At 72.9% G+C, this 16,796-nt stretch carries 12 protein-coding genes; 1 reads left to right on the forward strand and 11 read right to left on the reverse strand.

Annotated features, from left to right (window positions below; all coding sequences use genetic code 11):
* The 11 genes from UIS43_RS15670 to UIS43_RS15720 all read right to left on the reverse strand — a co-directional run bounded on the left by UIS43_RS15670 (position 1) and on the right by UIS43_RS15720 (position 15,444).
* Positions 1–711 carry an FHA domain-containing protein gene (locus tag UIS43_RS15670; protein ID WP_013155398.1) on the reverse strand — a complete coding sequence of 237 codons (711 nt, stop codon included), beginning with the start codon at positions 709–711 and terminating at the stop codon, positions 1–3.
* A gap of 9 nt (positions 712–720) precedes the next feature.
* A complete protein-coding gene (locus UIS43_RS15675) occupies positions 721–2,073 on the reverse strand; it encodes a VWA domain-containing protein (RefSeq protein WP_370010529.1) in 1,353 nt (450 codons plus the stop codon).
* Positions 2,057–3,469 carry a PP2C family serine/threonine-protein phosphatase gene (locus tag UIS43_RS15680; protein ID WP_013155400.1) on the reverse strand — a complete coding sequence of 471 codons (1,413 nt, stop codon included), beginning with the start codon at positions 3,467–3,469 and terminating at the stop codon, positions 2,057–2,059. Before UIS43_RS15680 ends, UIS43_RS15675 begins: the two co-directional genes overlap by 17 nt.
* Positions 3,470–3,486: 17 nt before the next feature.
* A complete protein-coding gene (locus tag UIS43_RS15685) occupies positions 3,487–5,832 on the reverse strand; it encodes a serine/threonine-protein kinase (protein ID WP_071622929.1) in 2,346 nt (781 codons plus the stop codon).
* Entirely contained in the window at positions 5,829–7,097 is a 1,269-nt protein-coding gene (locus tag UIS43_RS15690) for a hypothetical protein (RefSeq protein WP_370013255.1), read from the reverse strand. The genes UIS43_RS15685 and UIS43_RS15690 overlap by 4 nt, the downstream gene beginning before the upstream one ends.
* 275 nt (positions 7,098–7,372) lie before the next feature.
* Positions 7,373–7,912 carry an AAA family ATPase gene (locus UIS43_RS15695; RefSeq protein WP_358453725.1) on the reverse strand — a complete coding sequence of 180 codons (540 nt, stop codon included), beginning with the start codon at positions 7,910–7,912 and terminating at the stop codon, positions 7,373–7,375.
* Positions 7,913–8,168: 256 nt separating this feature from the next.
* Positions 8,169–9,314 carry a macrolide family glycosyltransferase gene (locus UIS43_RS15700; protein WP_197724925.1) on the reverse strand — a complete coding sequence of 382 codons (1,146 nt, stop codon included), beginning with the start codon at positions 9,312–9,314 and terminating at the stop codon, positions 8,169–8,171.
* Between the two features lie 461 nt (positions 9,315–9,775).
* Positions 9,776–10,627 (reverse strand): HdeD family acid-resistance protein, encoded by an 852-nt coding sequence (locus UIS43_RS15705; RefSeq protein ID WP_013155405.1) that lies wholly within the window; start codon positions 10,625–10,627, stop codon positions 9,776–9,778.
* A gap of 231 nt (positions 10,628–10,858) precedes the next feature.
* The gene (locus tag UIS43_RS15710) at positions 10,859–12,148 is read right to left on the reverse strand and encodes a citrate synthase (protein ID WP_013155406.1); all 1,290 of its coding nucleotides are present in this window, start codon (positions 12,146–12,148) and stop codon (positions 10,859–10,861) included.
* An 807-nt stretch (positions 12,149–12,955) separates the two neighbouring features.
* Positions 12,956–14,581 carry a peptide chain release factor 3 gene (locus tag UIS43_RS15715; protein ID WP_013155407.1) on the reverse strand — a complete coding sequence of 542 codons (1,626 nt, stop codon included), beginning with the start codon at positions 14,579–14,581 and terminating at the stop codon, positions 12,956–12,958.
* 104 nt (positions 14,582–14,685) lie between these two features.
* On the reverse strand, positions 14,686–15,444 hold the full coding sequence (locus UIS43_RS15720) for a TetR/AcrR family transcriptional regulator (protein WP_071622931.1): 759 nt from the start codon (positions 15,442–15,444) through the stop codon (positions 14,686–14,688).
* 147 nt (positions 15,445–15,591) lie between these two features.
* On the opposite strand from UIS43_RS15720, the gene UIS43_RS15725 reads away from it, so the two are divergent.
* Positions 15,592–16,746, forward strand: coding sequence for an acyl-CoA dehydrogenase family protein (locus UIS43_RS15725; protein WP_370010531.1), 1,155 nt, complete (start codon positions 15,592–15,594; stop codon positions 16,744–16,746).
* The last annotated feature ends 50 nt before the right edge of the window (positions 16,747–16,796 follow it).

Raw genomic sequence — 16,796 nt, forward strand, 5'->3', positions numbered from 1 at the left:
TCACCCCTTCTGGAGGATGATGACGGTCCATGCGCCGACGTAGATCCGGTCGCTGTCATTCAGGGGAACCTCCACGTTGGGGGCGATGGGGTTGGCGGTCCCGTTGACCGTGGTGCCGTTGGTCGAGCCCGGGTCGAGGATGGCCCAGGTGCCGCCGGGTTTGGCGACGAGGATCGCGTGGACGTGGGAGATGGCCGGGTCGCCGCCGGGACCGCCCAGGTCGATCTCGGGTGTGAAGCCGCGCGTGGCGCTGCGCCGTCCGATGTGCACCCTGTCCCCGGTGAGCGGCACCCGGCGCTGCGCGCTGCCCTTGGGGAAGGAGATCTGGTCGGGGTCGAGCATGCCCTGGTGGACCATGTACTGGTAGTAGGCGGGGTCGGCGACGACGACCGCGCGCCAGCGCGCTCCCGCCCGCCCTTCGTCGGCGCGGGCGCGCCGGTGGTCCTCGGAGCGCGAGGCGAAGTCGTATCCGCACTCCTCGCAGAACCGGCCCGCGCGGTAGGTGCCGCACTCGGGGCAGGGGCCTCCCCTGGGAGGGGTCACCGGGCGCGGCGGCGCGGGGGGCCGCGACGGGGCCACGGGGGGTGTGGGCGGTGTCGGATGGCGCTGCGACGGGGGCCGCGACGCGGGGGAGTAGGCCTGGAGGCGCAGCCCGCAGACGTCGCAGAAGTCGGTCGCCGTGGAGCGGTGCCCGGAAGGGCAACTCGGCATGGGTCCCTCCTACCCGGGTGTGGGGGCACCGCCGGCGTCCGGCCCGCTCTGCCGCGGCCGGGTCCGTACGGTCCGGGTCGAGTTGGTGTCCAGGGTCATCTCGTCGACCTTGCTGACACCGGGCTTGAGCCGGACGGTTCCGGTGACGGGGTCGGCCACGTCGACGACCCTGCCGAGGAGCCTCGCGGTCTCCTCGTTGCCCGACTCGTGGGCGAGTGCGACGGCGCGGCCGAGCCGCGTGGTGGCGGTGTCGTCGTCGCCGTCGCGACGGGCCGCGAGCCCGTCCTGGATGGCCCGGGCCAGTTCGACCTGGCCGGTGTAGTGGGCCACGCGGGGGTTGATCTCGGTGGCGCGGGCCTCGTCGGCGGTCCACTCCGCGAGGATGTTGCCCGAGGCCAGGACCTGGTCCTCGGCTCCGGCGGTCCCGGGGAGCACCACGCGCACCCATCCGGCGCGCAGCTGGCGGCCGGGGACGCCGGGCGGCACCTGGACGCACACGTGGTAGTCGCGGCTCTCGGTGCCCCAGGACCCCGTGGGGTAGTCGCCCGACTGGGGCACGCGCTCCACGCCGCGGCCGGTGAGGTCGCTGACGGTGGGGGCGACCTGCTTGACGTGGCGGACGACGGCGTTCTGGGGCGTCCACAGCCGCAGCACCACGTCGGCGACGGTCTTGCCCATGGAGGCCTGCGCCATCGCCCGGAAGTCGGCCACCATGTCGGCGGGGTCGGCGATGATGCCGGGGCCTCCGCCGAGCAGGGCGGAGTCGATCCGGCGCAGCTCCTCGACCCTCCAGCCGGTGCCCACGCCCCGGCAGTCGCAGACGAAGGAGCCCGCGACGCGGTCGAGCGCCTGCCCGAAGACCGCGGCGGGCTCGTTGTTCTGGCCGTCGGTGAGCAGGGTGGCGTGCTTGATGCCGCCCTCCACGGTCGCGAACAGCTCGGCGGCCCGGACGAGCCAGGAACCCATGCGGGTGCCGCCGTCGGCGCGCAGTCCGCCGATCGCCTCCGCGGCCTCGGCGCGGGTGACGGCGTCGGCCCGCACCATCCGCCCGCCTCCCTCGGGGAAGAGCACGGAGGCGTCGCTGTGCCCGGCGACCACCGCGAAGTGGACGCCCTCGCGCAGGACGCCCACGGCGGCGCGGGCGGCCTGCTTGGCCGCGTCGATCTTGGCGCCGTACATCGAGCCGGAGGTGTCCACGATGATCACCTCGGCGGCGCGCACCGAGTCCCCCACCACCACGGAGCCGGTGGAGGTGACGCTGACGATCGCGTGCACCTCGCGTCCGCCCACCGGCAGGAGGACGTTCTGGTCGACCTCGATCCGGAAGCCCGGTTCGGCCGCGCGCTCAGTCGTGTCGGGCACGGGGACCCCCAGCGGGCACGGGAACGATCACGACGGTGATGTTGTCCTTGCCGCCCGCCTCCAGGGCGAGGTCGACGTAGGCGCGCGCGGCCTCGTGGGGTCTGGCCCCCGCCCCCGGGACGGCGTCGGTGAGCGCCTGCGCCTCGGGGAAGTAGTTCCACAGGCCGTCGCTGCACAGCACGACCGCGCCGGGGCCGGTCGGGGTCACGGTGGAGATGTGGGCGTCGATCTCGCCGGAGTCGGCGCCCATCCACGCGACGAGGGCGTGGGCGTTGGAGGAGCGCATCGCCTCCTCGCGGGAGAGCGCCCCCATCTGCACCATCGCCTCGCTCCAGGAGTCGTCCCTGGTCAGCAGGGCCGAAGCGCTGGAAGTGGGGCCTCCGGAGAGCCAGTAGGCGCGGCTGTCGCCGACCCAGCCGACGGTGACGGTGCCCGCGGCGGGGTCGTAGACCGCCGACACGAAGGTGCACGCGGGCGCGGAGCGGGGCGAGTCGGCGATCCCGGCGACCGCCTCGGCGGCCCGGATCATCGCCGCGCCGGTGGCCTCGCGGGGGTCGGCGCCCTGGCTGACGCGCTCGGCGAGGACGGCCACTCCGGTCTCGGCGGTGACGCGGGAGGCCTCGTCCGAGCGCGGCGAGCTGGACACCCCGTCGCAGACCACGGCGCAGACCACGCCGGGTGCGCGGGGGTGGTCGGCGTCGATCACACGGATCGCCATGGCGTCCTCGTTGCGCCTGTGCCGCAGCCCGCGGTCGCTGACGCCGACGGCGGCGCGCGTGCGCACCTCGACGTGGTCGCGCCCGGTGGGCTGGAGGAGGCCGCACCGCTCGCAGTAGCCGTCGCTGACCGCTCCGGGGCACCACGCGCACAGGCCGGGGTTGGCGGGCCGCACCGGGTTGCTCCCGGTGGCGGGCGGCGGCCAGTCGGGGACGGCCTCCGGCTGGGCGGCCGGGGGCGCGGAGGACGCGAACGAGGGCAGGCTGTCCCGGCGTATCGGCTGGGTGACCATGGAGTCGGCCGCGTGCGGGGCGGAGTCGGGCAGCGCCTGCGGCGCGGGCGCGTCCCGCCCGCCCGTGTCGAGGGACCGCAGGCTCACCTGCGGAGCCGTGGGTGCGCCGTCGTCGGGCACCAGGCCGGGACGCGCGTCGGCGCCGGGCGACACGGCACCGGACGGACCCGGGGCTCCCCCGTTCCGCGCGCCGCCGTCGGCCCCGTCCCGGGACCACCCGCCGGGCGGTACCGCACCGGCCAGGCTCGCCTGCGGGGCGGTGGGCATGCTGTCGGGGTGCCCCGCGTTCTCCGCGCCCTCGGGGAGGGGGCGTCCGCACCCCTCGCAGAAGGCGTCCTCCGTGGACACCCTGTCCGAGCAGGCGGGGCAGGTCCGCACCTTGGTCATCGCCGTTCCCTCGTTCCTCACAGCAGCGTCACGGGGCGTAGGGAGTTGGCCCTGTCGACGAGCTCATAGCGTTCCGACGGCGCGACGGCGCGCTGGGCAAGCGCGCGGTAGCGGCGCTCCAGGTTGGCCCGCACACCGTTCTCGGTGAACGGGGCGCCGAGGAGCTCCTCCCCCGCCGGCGCCCCCGCACCCGCGCCGAGCCAGCCCAGGGCCGACTCCAGGACCCGTACCGCCAGGCGGTCGGCGGACTCGCCGTCCAGGCCGATCCGCTCCAGGCGCCGTCCGGCCTGCACGAAGTCGGCGGCCCCGGTGCCCTGGTGGTGCGCCGCGAGCACGGCGATCAGCGCGGTCTGGGCGTGGACGTGCAGCCGCGACAGCTCCGGGACCGTGTCCAGGACGGCGGTGGCAGCGGCACGGTCCCCCTGGACCAGGCGGATGCGGGCCAGGCCGAACGCGGCGCTGACGAAGGAGCGGTCGGTGTTCCAGACCGCCCGGAACAGGCGGGCGGCGGTCTCGTGCTCGCCGGTCCGTTCGCAGGCCAGGGCCAGTGCGAGCTTGGGCGCGAGTTCCCCGGGCAGGTGGTCGTACAGCTCGTCGAAGTGGTCGCGGGCGTCGCGGAACCGGCCGGTGCTCAGCTCGGCGACGGCCAGGTACCACATGGTGCGCCAGTCGCCCGGGACCACTTCGCTGAACCGCTGGAGGACGTCCATGGCCTCGCCCTGGCGTCCGACGGTGACGAGCGCGCGGACCAGCATCAGCAGGGTCTCGGGGGTGGGCGAGGGCATGGCGCGCAGCGCGGGGACGAGTTCCTCGGGCGGCAGGGTCTGGAAACCGCGCAGGTGCTGGGCGGCCGGGTCGGACTGGTCGATGAGGGGCGCGGGCAGCAGCGCCGCCGCGTCGGTGGGCGGGGGCGCGAGGAGCATGCGGTCGGCGTTGTGGGCGCCGGGGTCGGGTCGGGCGGCGGGGTTCTCCGCGCCGAACAGGGTCGAGGGGGCGGGGTGCGGCGTTCCCTCCAGGTCGGAGAGCACCTCGCGCAGGACGCCGGTGAGCTGGTCGGCCATGTCCTCGGCGTCGTGGAAGCGCAGTTCGGGTTCGCTGTGCGTGGCGCGGCGCAGCAGCCGGTCGAAGGACGGGTGGCGCTGGAGCAGCGGCACGGTCTCCCTCGGCGGGATGCTGTGCGGGTGGTCGCGCATGAAGCTGAAGCGGAAGCTGAGCACGGCCAGGGCGCGGCCGACCGAGTACAGGTCGGCGCTGACCGTGGGGCCGGGGCCGCGCAGCTCCTCCTCGGGCACCCGGTACCCGGGCGTGGTGTAGACGGGGCTGACGGTGTCGTCCATGCGCCGCACGCCGCCCAGGTCGATCAGCTTGATCTGCTCCTCGCTCTGGATGACGTTGTCGGGTTTGAAGTCGCAGTAGAGCAGGCCCCTGGAGTGCAGGTAGCCCAGCGCCCGCAGGACCTCCAGGCCGTAGGCGATGACCTGGTCCGGGGGCAGGACGGCGTCGGGGTCGTCCTCCCGGCGCTCGATGAGCAGCTCGCGCAGGGACTTGCCGCCCACGTACTCCATGACGATGTGGCCGCCGGGGATGCCGGTGCGCGGGTCGGGGTGCTGGGAGAAGTTGATGATCTTGACGATGTTGGGGTGCTCGACCTCGGAGAGGAACGCGCGCTCGGCGGCGGCCGCCTTGTGCGCCTCGGCGTCACCGGCGTTGAGCAGGCCCTTGAGGACCACCCAGCGGTCGTTGACGTTGCGGTCCCGGGCCAGGTAGATCCAGCCGAGGCCGCCGTGGGCCAGACAGCCGAGCACCTCGTACTGGCCGCCGACCAGGTCCCCGGGGGAGAGCTTGGGCGTGAAGGAGAACTGGGTCCCGCACTTGCGGCAGAAGCCCTCGGTGCGCCCGGGCTGGTCGCCCTGGGTGCGGCCGACCCGCTCCCCGCAGTTGCCGCAGAAGCGGTTCTTCTCCGCGACGACGGGGTTGTCCATGACGGCTTCGGAGGGGTCCCGGTAGGGGACGAGGGGCACCTGGACCATGCCCATGCCGAGCATGCCGCGGGAGGAGCGGCGGCTGCCGCGTCCGGCGCCGCTGACGCTGGCGCCCGAGGTCGCGGAGACACTGCCGGGACCGGAGCGCCCCGAGAGCCTGACGTTGCCGGAGAGGGGGTGGGAGTGGACGGGGTCGCCGCTGAGGGGGTTGGCGGAGGAGTTCGCGCCGAGGGAGGGCTGCGGGCCGGAGGTCGGCGGCGCGGGCCGCTGCCGGGGAGCGGGGCCGTCCGGAGGCCGTACGTCCGCGGGGGCCATGCCGCACACGCCGCAGAAACCGTCCTCGACCCGGCCGGGGCAGCCGGGGACCGTGCACTTCGTCATCTGTTCACACCACCATCGCTCTCGCCCTCTGACGCGTCCGGGCCCGGTGTGGTTCTGTTCACAGCGGAATCGGTTCCGCCGAGTTCCTGGAGCGCGCGCTGGTACGCGGAGAGGGCGACCGTGGCCGCGCGCAGGTCGCAGGGCGCGGTCCACAGCTCCCAGTGCGCCGTGCTGTGGAGACGGGTCAGCCGCGGGTCCTCGGCGACGCCGATCCGGACCGAGCGGGAGCGGTAGGCGTCCAGGCGTCCGCGCAGTTCGGCTCGGCGCTCCAGGAGGCCGGTGAGGTTGGCCTCGCGTTCCCGGGCGTCGTCGGCCGCCTCGCGGACGGCGCGCTGGACCTCGCCCAGGCGGGCGCCGAGTTCGCGCCACCGGCCCCGGCCGCGCAGGTCGTCCATGGCGTCGATGTGCGCCCGCAGCGCGGGGACGGGGTCGGGCACGTCGACCGCGGCGGGCGAGGAGACCTTGGCGACCACCTGTTCGCGCAGCGCGCGGGCGCGCTCCACGGCCTTGCCGACGTCGTCGATGGCGAAGCCGAGCCGCTCGACGCTCTCGCCGTAGGAGTCGCGCATGCGCAGGGCGTCGCGGAGCTCGCCGCGCACGCGTTCCAGCCGCAGGCGCAGCCGTTCGAGGGAGGACGTGTCCACACGGCCGTCCTCGACGAGCGCGAGGGGGTCGCGGCGGACGGTGGCGCCGACCGCGGCCAGGTCCACGCGCAGTGACTCGTACTCGTCCTCGGCGAGCTCCACCATGTCGGAGAGGGTGCCGATCTCGTGCCACATGGCGTCGAGTTCGCCCAGGCGCGGGTGGAGGGCGTCCCAGGCCGTCTCGGCGGCCGAGATGACCTCGGTGGCCTCCTCGTAGTCGGCGGACATGCGGGCGACGGCGGCGGCGAGGGTGACCGACTCCCGTCCGGTGTGGAGCAGCCCGCGCTCGTGCAGCGGGACCTCGCCGGCGGGCAGGGGTACGGAGCCGCCGTTGAGCAGGGAGGTCAGGGCGGCCTGGTCCTCGGGGCCCTCCGCGCGGTCCCGGATCCGACCCGCCCTGTCGACGACGCGGCGGAAGGCATCGTAGACCGTCCACAGGCTGCGGATGCGCCCGCTGGCGTGCTCCCAGCGCCGCCGGGTGCGCCCGACGAGGTCGGCCCCCTGGAGCATGCGGTGGCTGACGTGGCCGTCCAGGTCAGCGAGGTTGAGGGAGATCCTGTCGGCCTCACCGCGCACACGGTTGAGCGCGTGGTCGATGCCCTCCCAGCTCATGGGCGGCATGCTCGCCCCGGACGCCCTGGCCACCTGCCGCCTTCCTCCCCGGCGTCCACGCACGCTCCCCGCAGCCGTCTGGGGCGTGGACGGTCAATGGTCCTTTACCTAGACAAGAGTCTGGCCCCCGCTTTCGCGAACTACAAGAGAAAGCCCGGTTTACGGCCATGAACGGCCACTGGTGCCCCGTTCACGGTCCAGAAGGCGCATCGTATGACAGAGGCTTCGTTTTATCACTCCCGTCACTCCCGTCGCTTCGGGCTCTCCCGTCGCGGTTTCGGCGGTCAGGTCCCGCCCAGGGCCTCCAGGACGAAGCGGGCCCGTTCGGCGACCGGCACGCGCGGCAGCTCCACCAATTCGTAGCCGCACGCCGGGTAGGCCTCGGTCATCGCCCGGTGGGTGCGCTCGGCCTCCTCCGGGGACTGGTGGCGCTCGGCGTCTCCGGTGAAGATCTCCGGCCAGGGCGGGGCCACGAAGACCCGGCGGTGGTAGCGGAACCGGCGGGCCGCCTCGGTGACGTGTCCGGGGACCGGAAGGCCGCGCAGGCGGAGGTAGCCCACCAGGTCGGGGACGCCGCGGTCGCAGAAGACGGGGCCGGGCAGGGACGAGGCCTCGCGGTGCGAGCGCATCTCCCACGAGAGCATGAGTTCGGCGAACAGGGCGTCGTCGCGCCAGGCCAGGCCCCGGCCGCCGATCTCGCGCTGGTCGCGGATGACGGCGCGCCCCGCCTCCGGGGTGCGCGCGTAACCGAGCGAGGCCAGGTGGTCGATCAGGGTGGTCTTGCCCGATCCCGGGCCTCCGGTGACGACGACGAGGTGGTCCATGGTGCTCCGTTCGGGGACGGGGCCGGGCGGGGCCCGCCGTGTCGGCCCCGCCCGGCCCGGTGGTCGCGACGCGTCGCCGCGGTACGGGGGTGCCGGTCCCCGGCGAGGGGACCGGCCACGGCCTCGGCGTCCGCGCCGGCGCGGCCCGGGTACGCCGATCCGCTTCCGGCGGATCGGCGGGGCGCCCGGCCGGGGTGTCCCGGCCGGGGTGTCCCGGCCGGGCGCCCTCCGGGGCTGGGCGTCGGCCGGACCCGGCTCAGGCGGGCAGTTCCGCCTCGACCAGGTCGGCCGCGTAGGAGGTACCGCTGGCCTGGAGCCGGGCGCTGACCTCGGCGAGGCGGCGGGCGACCCCGGGGTCGGCGGTCAGCTCCAGCAGGGCCGAGCGCAGCCGCTCCGCGCTGGCCTCCCCGGTGTCGATCCTCCGGGCGACGCCGAGTTCCACCAGTCGGTCGGCGTTGTCGAACTGGTCGACGGCCTGCGGGACGGCGATCATCGGCACCCCCGTGTAGAGGCCCTCGCTGGAGCCGCCCATACCGGCGTGGGTGACGAAGGCGTCGGCCTGGCGCAGGACGGCCAGCTGCGGCACCCACGTGTGCACCTCGACGTTGCCCGGCACCTCCCCCAGCTCGGCGGGGTCCACGTACTTGCCGATCTGGAGCACCACGTGCCAGCCGGGCAGGTCCCCGAAGGCCTCCAGGCAGGCGCGGTAGAACCCCGGCTGGTTGGTGAACGCCGACCCCAGGGAGACCAGCAGGACGTTGTCGGCGTCCGCCGGACGGGTCCATTCGCCCTGGTCGGCCCGGTCACCCAGGCACGGCCCCACGAAGGTCACCGTCTCGGCCACGGTGTCGGCGAAGGGCTGCATCTCGCGTGGGATCAGCGCCAGCGCCCGCTCCGGCACCCCGGCGAAGGAGGAGTGGTCGAGACCGGTGACGCCGTTGTCGGCGAGCCAGGCGTCGAGCTTGGCGTAGTGCTCCTCGGCCCCGGGCTGGGCGCGCAGCCACTTCAGGACGGTGTCCTCGTAGTCGGCCCAGGCCACGTAGGTGGGCGAGAGCTGCACGGAGGGGATGTCCCAGTTGACGGAGAGGACCCGGGCGGCGAACCCCGAGATGTCGTACAGGAACAGGTCGGGACGGTCTCCGTCGTAGGCGGCGCGCAGGGCGGGCAGCTGGTTGATCGCCTCGTCCAGGAAGATGTCCATGCCCTTGACCGGGTCGTCCGGCCAGGTGCCGTCGCCGGTGGGCAGGATGGTGGAGTAGGGGACGAGTTCGGCCCCGACGCCGGTGATGGTGTCGGCCAGCAGGGGGTCGTTGGCGTAGGTGACCCGGTGGCCCCGGTCCACCAGCTCGCGGATGACCTCCAGGCTGGGCAGGACGTGGCTCACGGTGGGGGTGCCGACCATGGCGATGTGGGCGCGGCGGTTCAAGGTGTTTCTCCAGACGGGGGTGTTCACGGGTAGGGCGGAGGGCACCGGGCCCCGTGGCGGGGCGGGTGCGCCGCGGCGGCGGTGACGCCTGTCGCTAGCCGTAGATCTGGAGGTGCATGCGCGCCATGGTAGCCAGGCGTCGAGGGATCGCGCACCTGCTTTTCGGCGCGGTCCCGTGGCCCCGGCGAAGCACTCCTTTCCACGCGGTCCCGTGGATCCGGAGAAGCGCCCCGTGGCCTTGGGGCGGCTAGCGTGGCCGTCTCCGTCAGCGCCGTCCGCCTCACAGGCCCGGCGCCGAACCGCCCCGGCCGCCGGGAAGCCGCGCGGCCCGCCCGCGCCCGCACCGGGTCCGGCCCGACCACCCCGTGGACGCGGTTCCGCCTGCGGCGCCCGGTACCCGCGCGGGACCCGGCGTCCGTCCGGTGGGCCGAGGGGCCTCAGCGGAGCTCGTCGGGGCCGCCCTCGTCACCCGGGGCCCGGTGTCTGCCGCCCGGCCGGTCGTCCCAGCCGCCGCGGTCGTCCCTGTCGTCCCACCGGCCCTGATCGTCCCCCCGGTCCGCGGAGTCGCGCTCACCCCAGCGGTCCAGGTCGTCGTCGTGGGAGGCGCGGTCGGCCCGGTCGGCGCGGTCCTCCAGGAGGTCGCCGGGGCGGGTTCCGCGGTCGTACGGCTCCTCGGGTTCCTCGGGCTCGCCGAGACCGGCGAAGGCGGGCGAGTCCTCCGGGGGCAGGAAGGCCTCGGCCGCGCCCCGGAGACGGAACCCGGCCACGGCCATGACCGCGCCGAAGATGACCGCGTACATCGCGATCACGAACATGATGGCCTGCGCGCCCTCCAGCGGCCAGAACCACAGCAGGAGCCCGAAGACGACCGAGAGCGCCCCGACGAAGACCAACAGCCACTCGGAGCTGATGTGCGCCCGCAGGCGGATGGCGGTGACGATCTCGGCCACACCCGTGACCACGGCCCAGACGCCGACGACGAACACGAGCGCGACGATCGCCGCGACCGGCCAGAAGAGGGCGATCACCCCCAGGACGGCGCTGAGGACCGCCTGGACGACCAGCGGCAGCCGGGCGCCGACCGACGAGCGGTAGGCCGCGTACCCGAGGGCCGCGGCGTCGACCAGCGCGTAGACGCCGAAGACGATCGCCAGGACCACCAGCGTCTTGCCCGGCCAGACCAGCGCGACCAGACCGAAGAGGACCGCGGCGACCCCCCGTAGGACCACCAGCCACCAGTTCCGGCTCAGCTCACCGAGCAGGTCACCGGCCCACGCGTACCTGACCATCGTCGCCCCCTCCCGCACACGGCCCCGTCCGGTAACCGCACCCTGCCCCTTCCCCCGATGTCGCACACGGACGACAGCGATCCGCAAAATGCGGGAAAAGGCAGCCCGTAGCGGTCATACCCGGGCGTGCGGAGGGCCGAACAGCGCGGACACGGCTGTGGAGAACGCACGGGAGCGCCCGCCCCGTCTGACGCGGGCGGGCGCTCCTGTGTGCTCCGGGGGTGTGCCTGCTTACCCCTGGCCGGGGAGCCGGCGCTCGGCGGAGCCGACGTAGTGCTGGCGCGGGCGCGCGATCCGGAAGGCCGGGTCGCGCAGCTGCTCGCGGTAGTGGGCGATCCAGCCGGGCAGGCGGCCGATGGCGAACAACACGGTGAACATGTTGGTCGGGAAGCCCATGGTGCGGTAGATGACGCCGGTGTAGAAGTCGACGTTCGGGTAGAGCTTGCGCTCGGTGAAGTAGGAGTCGGCGAGCGCGGCGGCCTCGAGCTTGAGGGCGAGCGCGAACAGCTCGTCCGGGTTCTCGTCGCGGTCGAGGATCTGGCTGGCCAGAACCTTGATCTCCTTGCTGCGCGGGTCGAAGTTCTTGTAGACCCGGTGCCCGAAGCCCATGAGGCGCATCTCGCGGGCCTTGACCTTCTCCAGGAAGTCCTCGATGGAGATGCCCGAGTCGCGGATCTCCTCCAGCATCTCCAGGACGGCCTGGTTGGCGCCGCCGTGGGACGGGCCGGAGAGGGCGTTGATGCCCGAGGCCACGCTGGCGTAGATGTCGGCCTTCGAGGAGCCGACGACGCGTACGGTGGCGGTGGAGCAGTTGAGCTCGTGGTCGGCGTGCAGCACCAGCAGCATGCCGACGGCCTGGTTGAACAGGTCGCCCAGCTCGCTGTCGGCGTGGACGTCGCCGAAGGTCATCCGGATGAAGTTGTCGACGTAGTCGAGCGAGCTGTCCGGGCCGATCGGCTTCTCGCCGATCGAGTTGCGGTAGATGCGGGCCGCGATCGTCGGCAGCTTGGCCAACAGCCGGATCGTGGCGAGCTCCACCTGGTCCTCGTCGCCGGGGTCGACGCTGTCGTCGTAGTAGGCGGCGAGGGTGTTCACGGCGCTGGCCATGAGGGACATGGGGTGGCCGTTGCGGGGCATCGCGTCGATGAGCGCGCCCATGTCGGCCGGGATGTCGGCGTTGTCGCGCAGCTTGTCGGCGAACTCCTTGAGCTGGTCCGCGTCGGGCAGCTCGCCGTAGATCACCAGGTAGGCGACCTCGATGAAGGTCGCGCCCACGGCGAGGTCCTCGATCGGGTACCCGCGATAGCGCAGGATCCCGGCGGCCCCGTCGATGTAGGTGATCTCCGAGCTACACGAAGCGGTGTTGCCGAACCCCGGGTCCAGGGTCGTCATCCCCGTCGACCCCAGCAGGGTCTTCAGCTCGATGGTGCGCTCACCCTCGGTACCGGTGAACACCGGCAGCTTCAGCACGCCGCCCTCGTAGTGGAGCTCCACCGTGCGCTCTTTGTCGTCTTCGCTCATGCCCGAGGTCAACCTTTCCAGGCGGGGGATACGTGAGGTGCGTCATACGCGGGGCGGTCCGCCGCCACGTTCCTGCTTCACTCGTTATTGTTCTGTTTTGTTAAACGACAGTTAAGCAAAAGCATATAAGTTTCACCGATTCACGAACAGGTGACATGCAACACATACCCACACGTGCACTGAATTACCGCCAGGTGAAGATTTACAAACTTTGCCAGCCGTCGATTACTTCGTGATCGCCCTGAGACGTCGCAGACGGAACCGGGAGGTCCTCCCGGCGCCCCGCTGCCTCCTTGTACCGGTCCCCTGGGCGGTCCGACATCCGCCCGAACCCTCCCCCTTCGGCCTGTCCTTCACAGAAGTGGACAGAGCTGGACGAAGCTCGGTGCGGCCGGGTGTCCGAACACGCCCTAGTGGCCTTCCCTCAGGGTACCTTCGCGCTGTTCACGGGGCCTGAGGCGGGGTGCCCGCGCGCTGGTGATCTTGGCCTCTGCCTGGGCCCCGGGGATCACGGCGACCCCGGCGACCGCGGCGAAGCGGGCCCGTCGTGGCAACGGACTGTGCGTGCGCCACGGGAGTTCACACCCGGCGGGCGCACAGCTCCTCCGCACCGCCGGGACGCCCTCCGGGAGGCGTTCCGCGAAGCGCCCAATTTCCCCGGGATCCGGACCCCGGTAACGACAGCGGGTAACCGATATTCACCCGGGGTAAACGGCCCGGGCGTGCTTTGCCGTAAAGGGCGGCGGCCCGGACCGAAGGAACCGGTCCGGGCCGCGGCGCGGCCGGGGGGCCTCGCCGCCCGGGGCCTCACTCGGCCTCGTCGACGCCTCCGGCCAGCAACGGCTCCATGAACAGCGTCGGGTGGTCGCGCTCGATCACCCTCAGACGCCACTTGTTGTGCACCAGCACCAGAAGCTCGCCGTCGCCCCGTCGCCGCAGCACCTCCGCGCCCGACAGGGCGTGCAGGGCGGGAGCCGACTCGGCGTCGGTGCGCCGCGCCACGGAGTAGTCCAGCGGCGAGGCCTCGATCGGGGCCCGGAACTCGTGCTCCATGCGGTGCTTGACCACGTCGAACTGGAGGGGGCCCACCGCCGCGAGCACCGGCGCCTGCTCACCGCGCACGTCCGAGGACAGCACCTGCACCACGCCCTCGGCGTCCATCTGGGCGATGCCGCGCTGGAACTGCTTGTACTTGCTCGCGTCCTTGGCCCGCGCCACCACGAAGTGCTCGGGGGCGAAGCTCGGGATCGGCGGGTAGGACACCTTGGGGCCGTCGTAGAGGGTGTCGCCCACGGCCAGCGCCTGGGCGTTGACCAGCGCGATCACGTCTCCGGGGTAGGCCGTCTCGATGGTGGTGCGGTCGGATCCGAACACCGCCTGGGTGTACTTGGTGGCGAACGGACGCCCCGTGGGCGCGTGGGTGAGCACCATGCCGCGGTCGAAGCGGCCCGAGCTGATGCGCACGAAGGCCATCCGGTCCCGGTGGTTCTTGTCCATGTTGGCCTGCATCTTGAACACCTGGCCCGAGAACGGGTCGGCCACGGCGCGCGGGCGCTCGCGGTCGTCCTCCTTGGGCCCGGGGGCCGGGGCCAGGCCCACCACGGCCTCCAGCAGCTGACCGACCCCGAAGTTGGGCAGCGCGGCGCCGAAGAGCACCGGGGAGGACTCCCCCGCCAGGAAGGACTCGGCGTCGAAGTCGGCGCCCAGCGCCTCCAGCAGCTCGATCTCCTCCTGGGCCTGGACCCAGGCGTCGGCCTCCACCTCGGCGGCGCGCTCGGGCTCCAGCACCTCCTCGATGGCCTTGTGGGCCCCTCCCGGGGTGCGCGACATCTTGGTGTAGACGCCCTCGCGGCGGTCGATGAGGCCGCGGAAGTCCCCGGCGATGCCCACCGGCCAGTTCATCGGGGTGGGGCGCAGCCCGATGCGCTGCTCGATCTCGTCCAGCAGCTCCAGGGGCTCGCGGCCGGGGCGGTCCCACTTGTTGACGAAGGTGATGACCGGCATCTTCCGGGCCCGGCACACGTCGAAGAGCTTGAGCGTCTGCGGCTCCAGGCCCTTGGCCGAGTCCAGCAGCATGATCGCGCAGTCCACCGCGGACAGCACCCGGTAGGTGTCCTCGGAGAAGTCGGCGTGGCCGGGGGTGTCCACCAGGTTGAGTACCCGGTCGTCGTAGTCGATGCGCAGCGCGGCGGAGGTGATGGAGATGCCGCGGTCCTGCTCCATCTCCATCCAGTCCGAGGTCACGCCCTTGCGGTCGCCCTTGCCGTGCACGGCGCCCGCCGAGGAGATCGCGGCGGCGTGCAGCGCCAGGGCCTCGGTCAGGGTGGACTTTCCGGCGTCGGGGTGGGAGATCACCGCGAACGTCCGCCGCCGGGAGGCCTCGCGTACGACCTCAGACTCCTGCTTGGTGGCGCCCGCCGTGTCCACGCTCATTTCCGCTGTCCGATCCGCCTCGTGTGACTACCCGTTTCCCGGCCCACCAGCCTACGCTCGTCGGAGCGCCGCCCCGACCGCGCGGGCCCGGCCCCTCGGACTCCCTACGCCTTCGCGGGTCCCTCGGCCCCTTCCACCCTCTCCGGTCCCTCGGGCCCCTCGGACTCCCGGACGGCCTCGGCGACACGGCGGAGCAGCTCCTCCCGGCCGGTGCCACCGGGGTAGACCGCCACGAGCACCCGGTCGCGCCGAGGCTCCGGCGCGGTGCGCAGCATCGGCTCGGCGGCCCGGCGGACGAACTCCATGGCCTCGTCGAAGCGCGCCCACACCTCTCGGACGTCCTGTTCCGGGCCGCGCAGCCACCCGCGCAGGACGTGGTTGTGCGCCGCGATGAGCGACGCCGCCACCACCCCGGCGGCCAGCGAGCGGTCAGCGCCTCCCCCGCGCCGCGCCAGGTAGCGGCTGAAGGCGGCCTGGTAGCGGGCGGTCATCGCCACCTCCCGGTCGCGCAGGCGGGCGTGGGCGCGGACCAGGCGGTAGCGGGGCACGGTGATCTCCGGATCGCCCAGGTACCCCTGGAGCACCAGCCGGGTGGCGGAGAGGACCGACGTCAGCGGGTCGTCCGGGGAGGCCTCCAGGAAGCCCTCGACCGTGGCGAACAACTCGTCGTGCTCGGCGAAGAGGATGTCCTCCTTCGAGCCGAAGCGGCGGAACAGGCTGCGTCGGCTCACGCCCGTGGCCGCGGCGATCTGGTCCATCGTCGTGGCCTCGAAGCCGTCCCCGGTGAACAGCCGCACCGCGGCCAGCACCACAGCGCGGGTGTCCCCGCGCGCCTGACCGCCCCGGCCTCCCGAGTTCTCCATGGGCCGCACCCCCTTCGTCCGGTGTCTGGGAGGGCTGTGCGCCCCCATCTGTGTACTTCATCCCTTCCACCCCCTATCCTGGCACTGGATGCCAACGAATGGCACGCGGTGCCATCTCCCGGGACCGCCGCCAGGGGAGGAATGCAGATGAGCGACTTCGACCTGTTCAGGACCACCGAGGATCACGAGGAGCTGCGCGAGGCCGTACGCTCCGTCGCCGAGGACAAGATCGCCCCGCACGCGGCGGAGGTGGACGAGAGGAGCGCCTTCCCCCAGGACGCCCTCGACGCGCTGGTGGCCACGGACTTCCACGCCCCGCACATCGCCGAGGAGTACGACGGTGTGGGCGCCGACGCCCTGGCCACCTGCATCGTCATCGAGGAGGTCGCCCGCGTGTGCGCCTCCTCCTCCCTGATCCCCGCCGTCAACAAGCTCGGCACCATGCCGCTGATCCTGGGCGCCTCCGAGGAGGTCAAGCGGCGCTACCTGCCCGAGGTGGCCAGCGGCGAGGCGATGTTCTCCTACGGCCTGTCCGAGCGCGAGGCCGGTTCCGACACCGCGAGCATGCGCACCCAGGCCGTCGCCGACGGCGACGGCTGGATCCTCAACGGCCAGAAGTCCTGGATCACCAACGCCGGGGTCAGCAAGTACTACACGGTGCTGGCGGTGACCGACCCCGAGGGCGCGCGCGGCCGCAACGTCTCCGCCTTCGTGCTGCACGCCGACGACGAGGGCTTCACGCTGGGCGAGCCCGAGCGCAAGCTCGGCATCAAGGGCTCCCCCACCCGCGAGCTGTTCTTCGACAACGTGCGCGTCCCCGGCGACCGCATCGTCGGCGCCCCGGGCGAGGGCCTCAAGATCGCGCTGCGCACCCTGGACCACACCCGCGTCACCATCGGCGCGCAGGCCGTCGGCATCGCGCAGGGCGCGCTGGACCAGGCGGTGGCCTACGTCAAGGAGCGCAAGCAGTTCGGCAGGCACATCGCCGACTTCCAGGGCGTGCAGTTCATGCTCGCCGACATGGCGATGAAGCTGGAGACCGCGCGGCAGATGGTCTACGTGGCCGCCGCCAAGTCCGAGCGCGGCGACGACGACCTGCCGTTCTACGGCGCCGCCGCCAAGTGCTTCGCCTCCGACGCCGCCATGGAGATCACCACCGACGCCGTGCAGCTCCTGGGCGGCGCGGGCTACGTGAAGGACTTCCCCCTGGAACGCATGATGCGCGACGCCAAGATCACCCAGATCTACGAGGGCACCAACCAGATCCAGCGCATGGTGATGGCCCGCCAGCTGCTCAAGTAGAGGCCCGGGAACACGGGAAGACCCTGCTCACGGCCGGTCTCCGCGGAGAC

Origin of the sequence: Nocardiopsis sp. LDBS0036 (assembly GCF_041228755.1) — a bacterium.
Taxonomy (GTDB): domain Bacteria; phylum Actinomycetota; class Actinomycetes; order Streptosporangiales; family Streptosporangiaceae; genus Nocardiopsis; species Nocardiopsis dassonvillei.

Bases quoted from the DNA above. Each gene is read 5' to 3' on its own strand.
- UIS43_RS15670 (WP_013155398.1), bottom strand. From the start codon at position 711: ATGCCGAGTTGCCCTTCCGGGCACCGCTCCACGGCGACCGACTTCTGC.
- UIS43_RS15680 (WP_013155400.1), bottom strand. From the start codon at position 3,469: ATGACCAAGGTGCGGACCTGCCCCGCCTGCTCGGACAGGGTGTCCACG.
- UIS43_RS15685 (WP_071622929.1), bottom strand. From the start codon at position 5,832: ATGACGAAGTGCACGGTCCCCGGCTGCCCCGGCCGGGTCGAGGACGGT.
- UIS43_RS15690 (WP_370013255.1), bottom strand. From the start codon at position 7,097: ATGCCGCCCATGAGCTGGGAGGGCATCGACCACGCGCTCAACCGTGTG.
- UIS43_RS15695 (WP_358453725.1), bottom strand. From the start codon at position 7,912: ATGGACCACCTCGTCGTCGTCACCGGAGGCCCGGGATCGGGCAAGACC.
- UIS43_RS15700 (WP_197724925.1), bottom strand. From the start codon at position 9,314: ATGGTCGGCACCCCCACCGTGAGCCACGTCCTGCCCAGCCTGGAGGTC.
- UIS43_RS15705 (WP_013155405.1), bottom strand. From the start codon at position 10,627: ATGGTCAGGTACGCGTGGGCCGGTGACCTGCTCGGTGAGCTGAGCCGG.
- UIS43_RS15710 (WP_013155406.1), bottom strand. From the start codon at position 12,148: ATGAGCGAAGACGACAAAGAGCGCACGGTGGAGCTCCACTACGAGGGC.
- UIS43_RS15715 (WP_013155407.1), bottom strand. From the start codon at position 14,581: ATGAGCGTGGACACGGCGGGCGCCACCAAGCAGGAGTCTGAGGTCGTA.
- UIS43_RS15720 (WP_071622931.1), bottom strand. From the start codon at position 15,444: ATGGAGAACTCGGGAGGCCGGGGCGGTCAGGCGCGCGGGGACACCCGC.
- UIS43_RS15725 (WP_370010531.1), top strand. From the start codon at position 15,592: ATGAGCGACTTCGACCTGTTCAGGACCACCGAGGATCACGAGGAGCTG.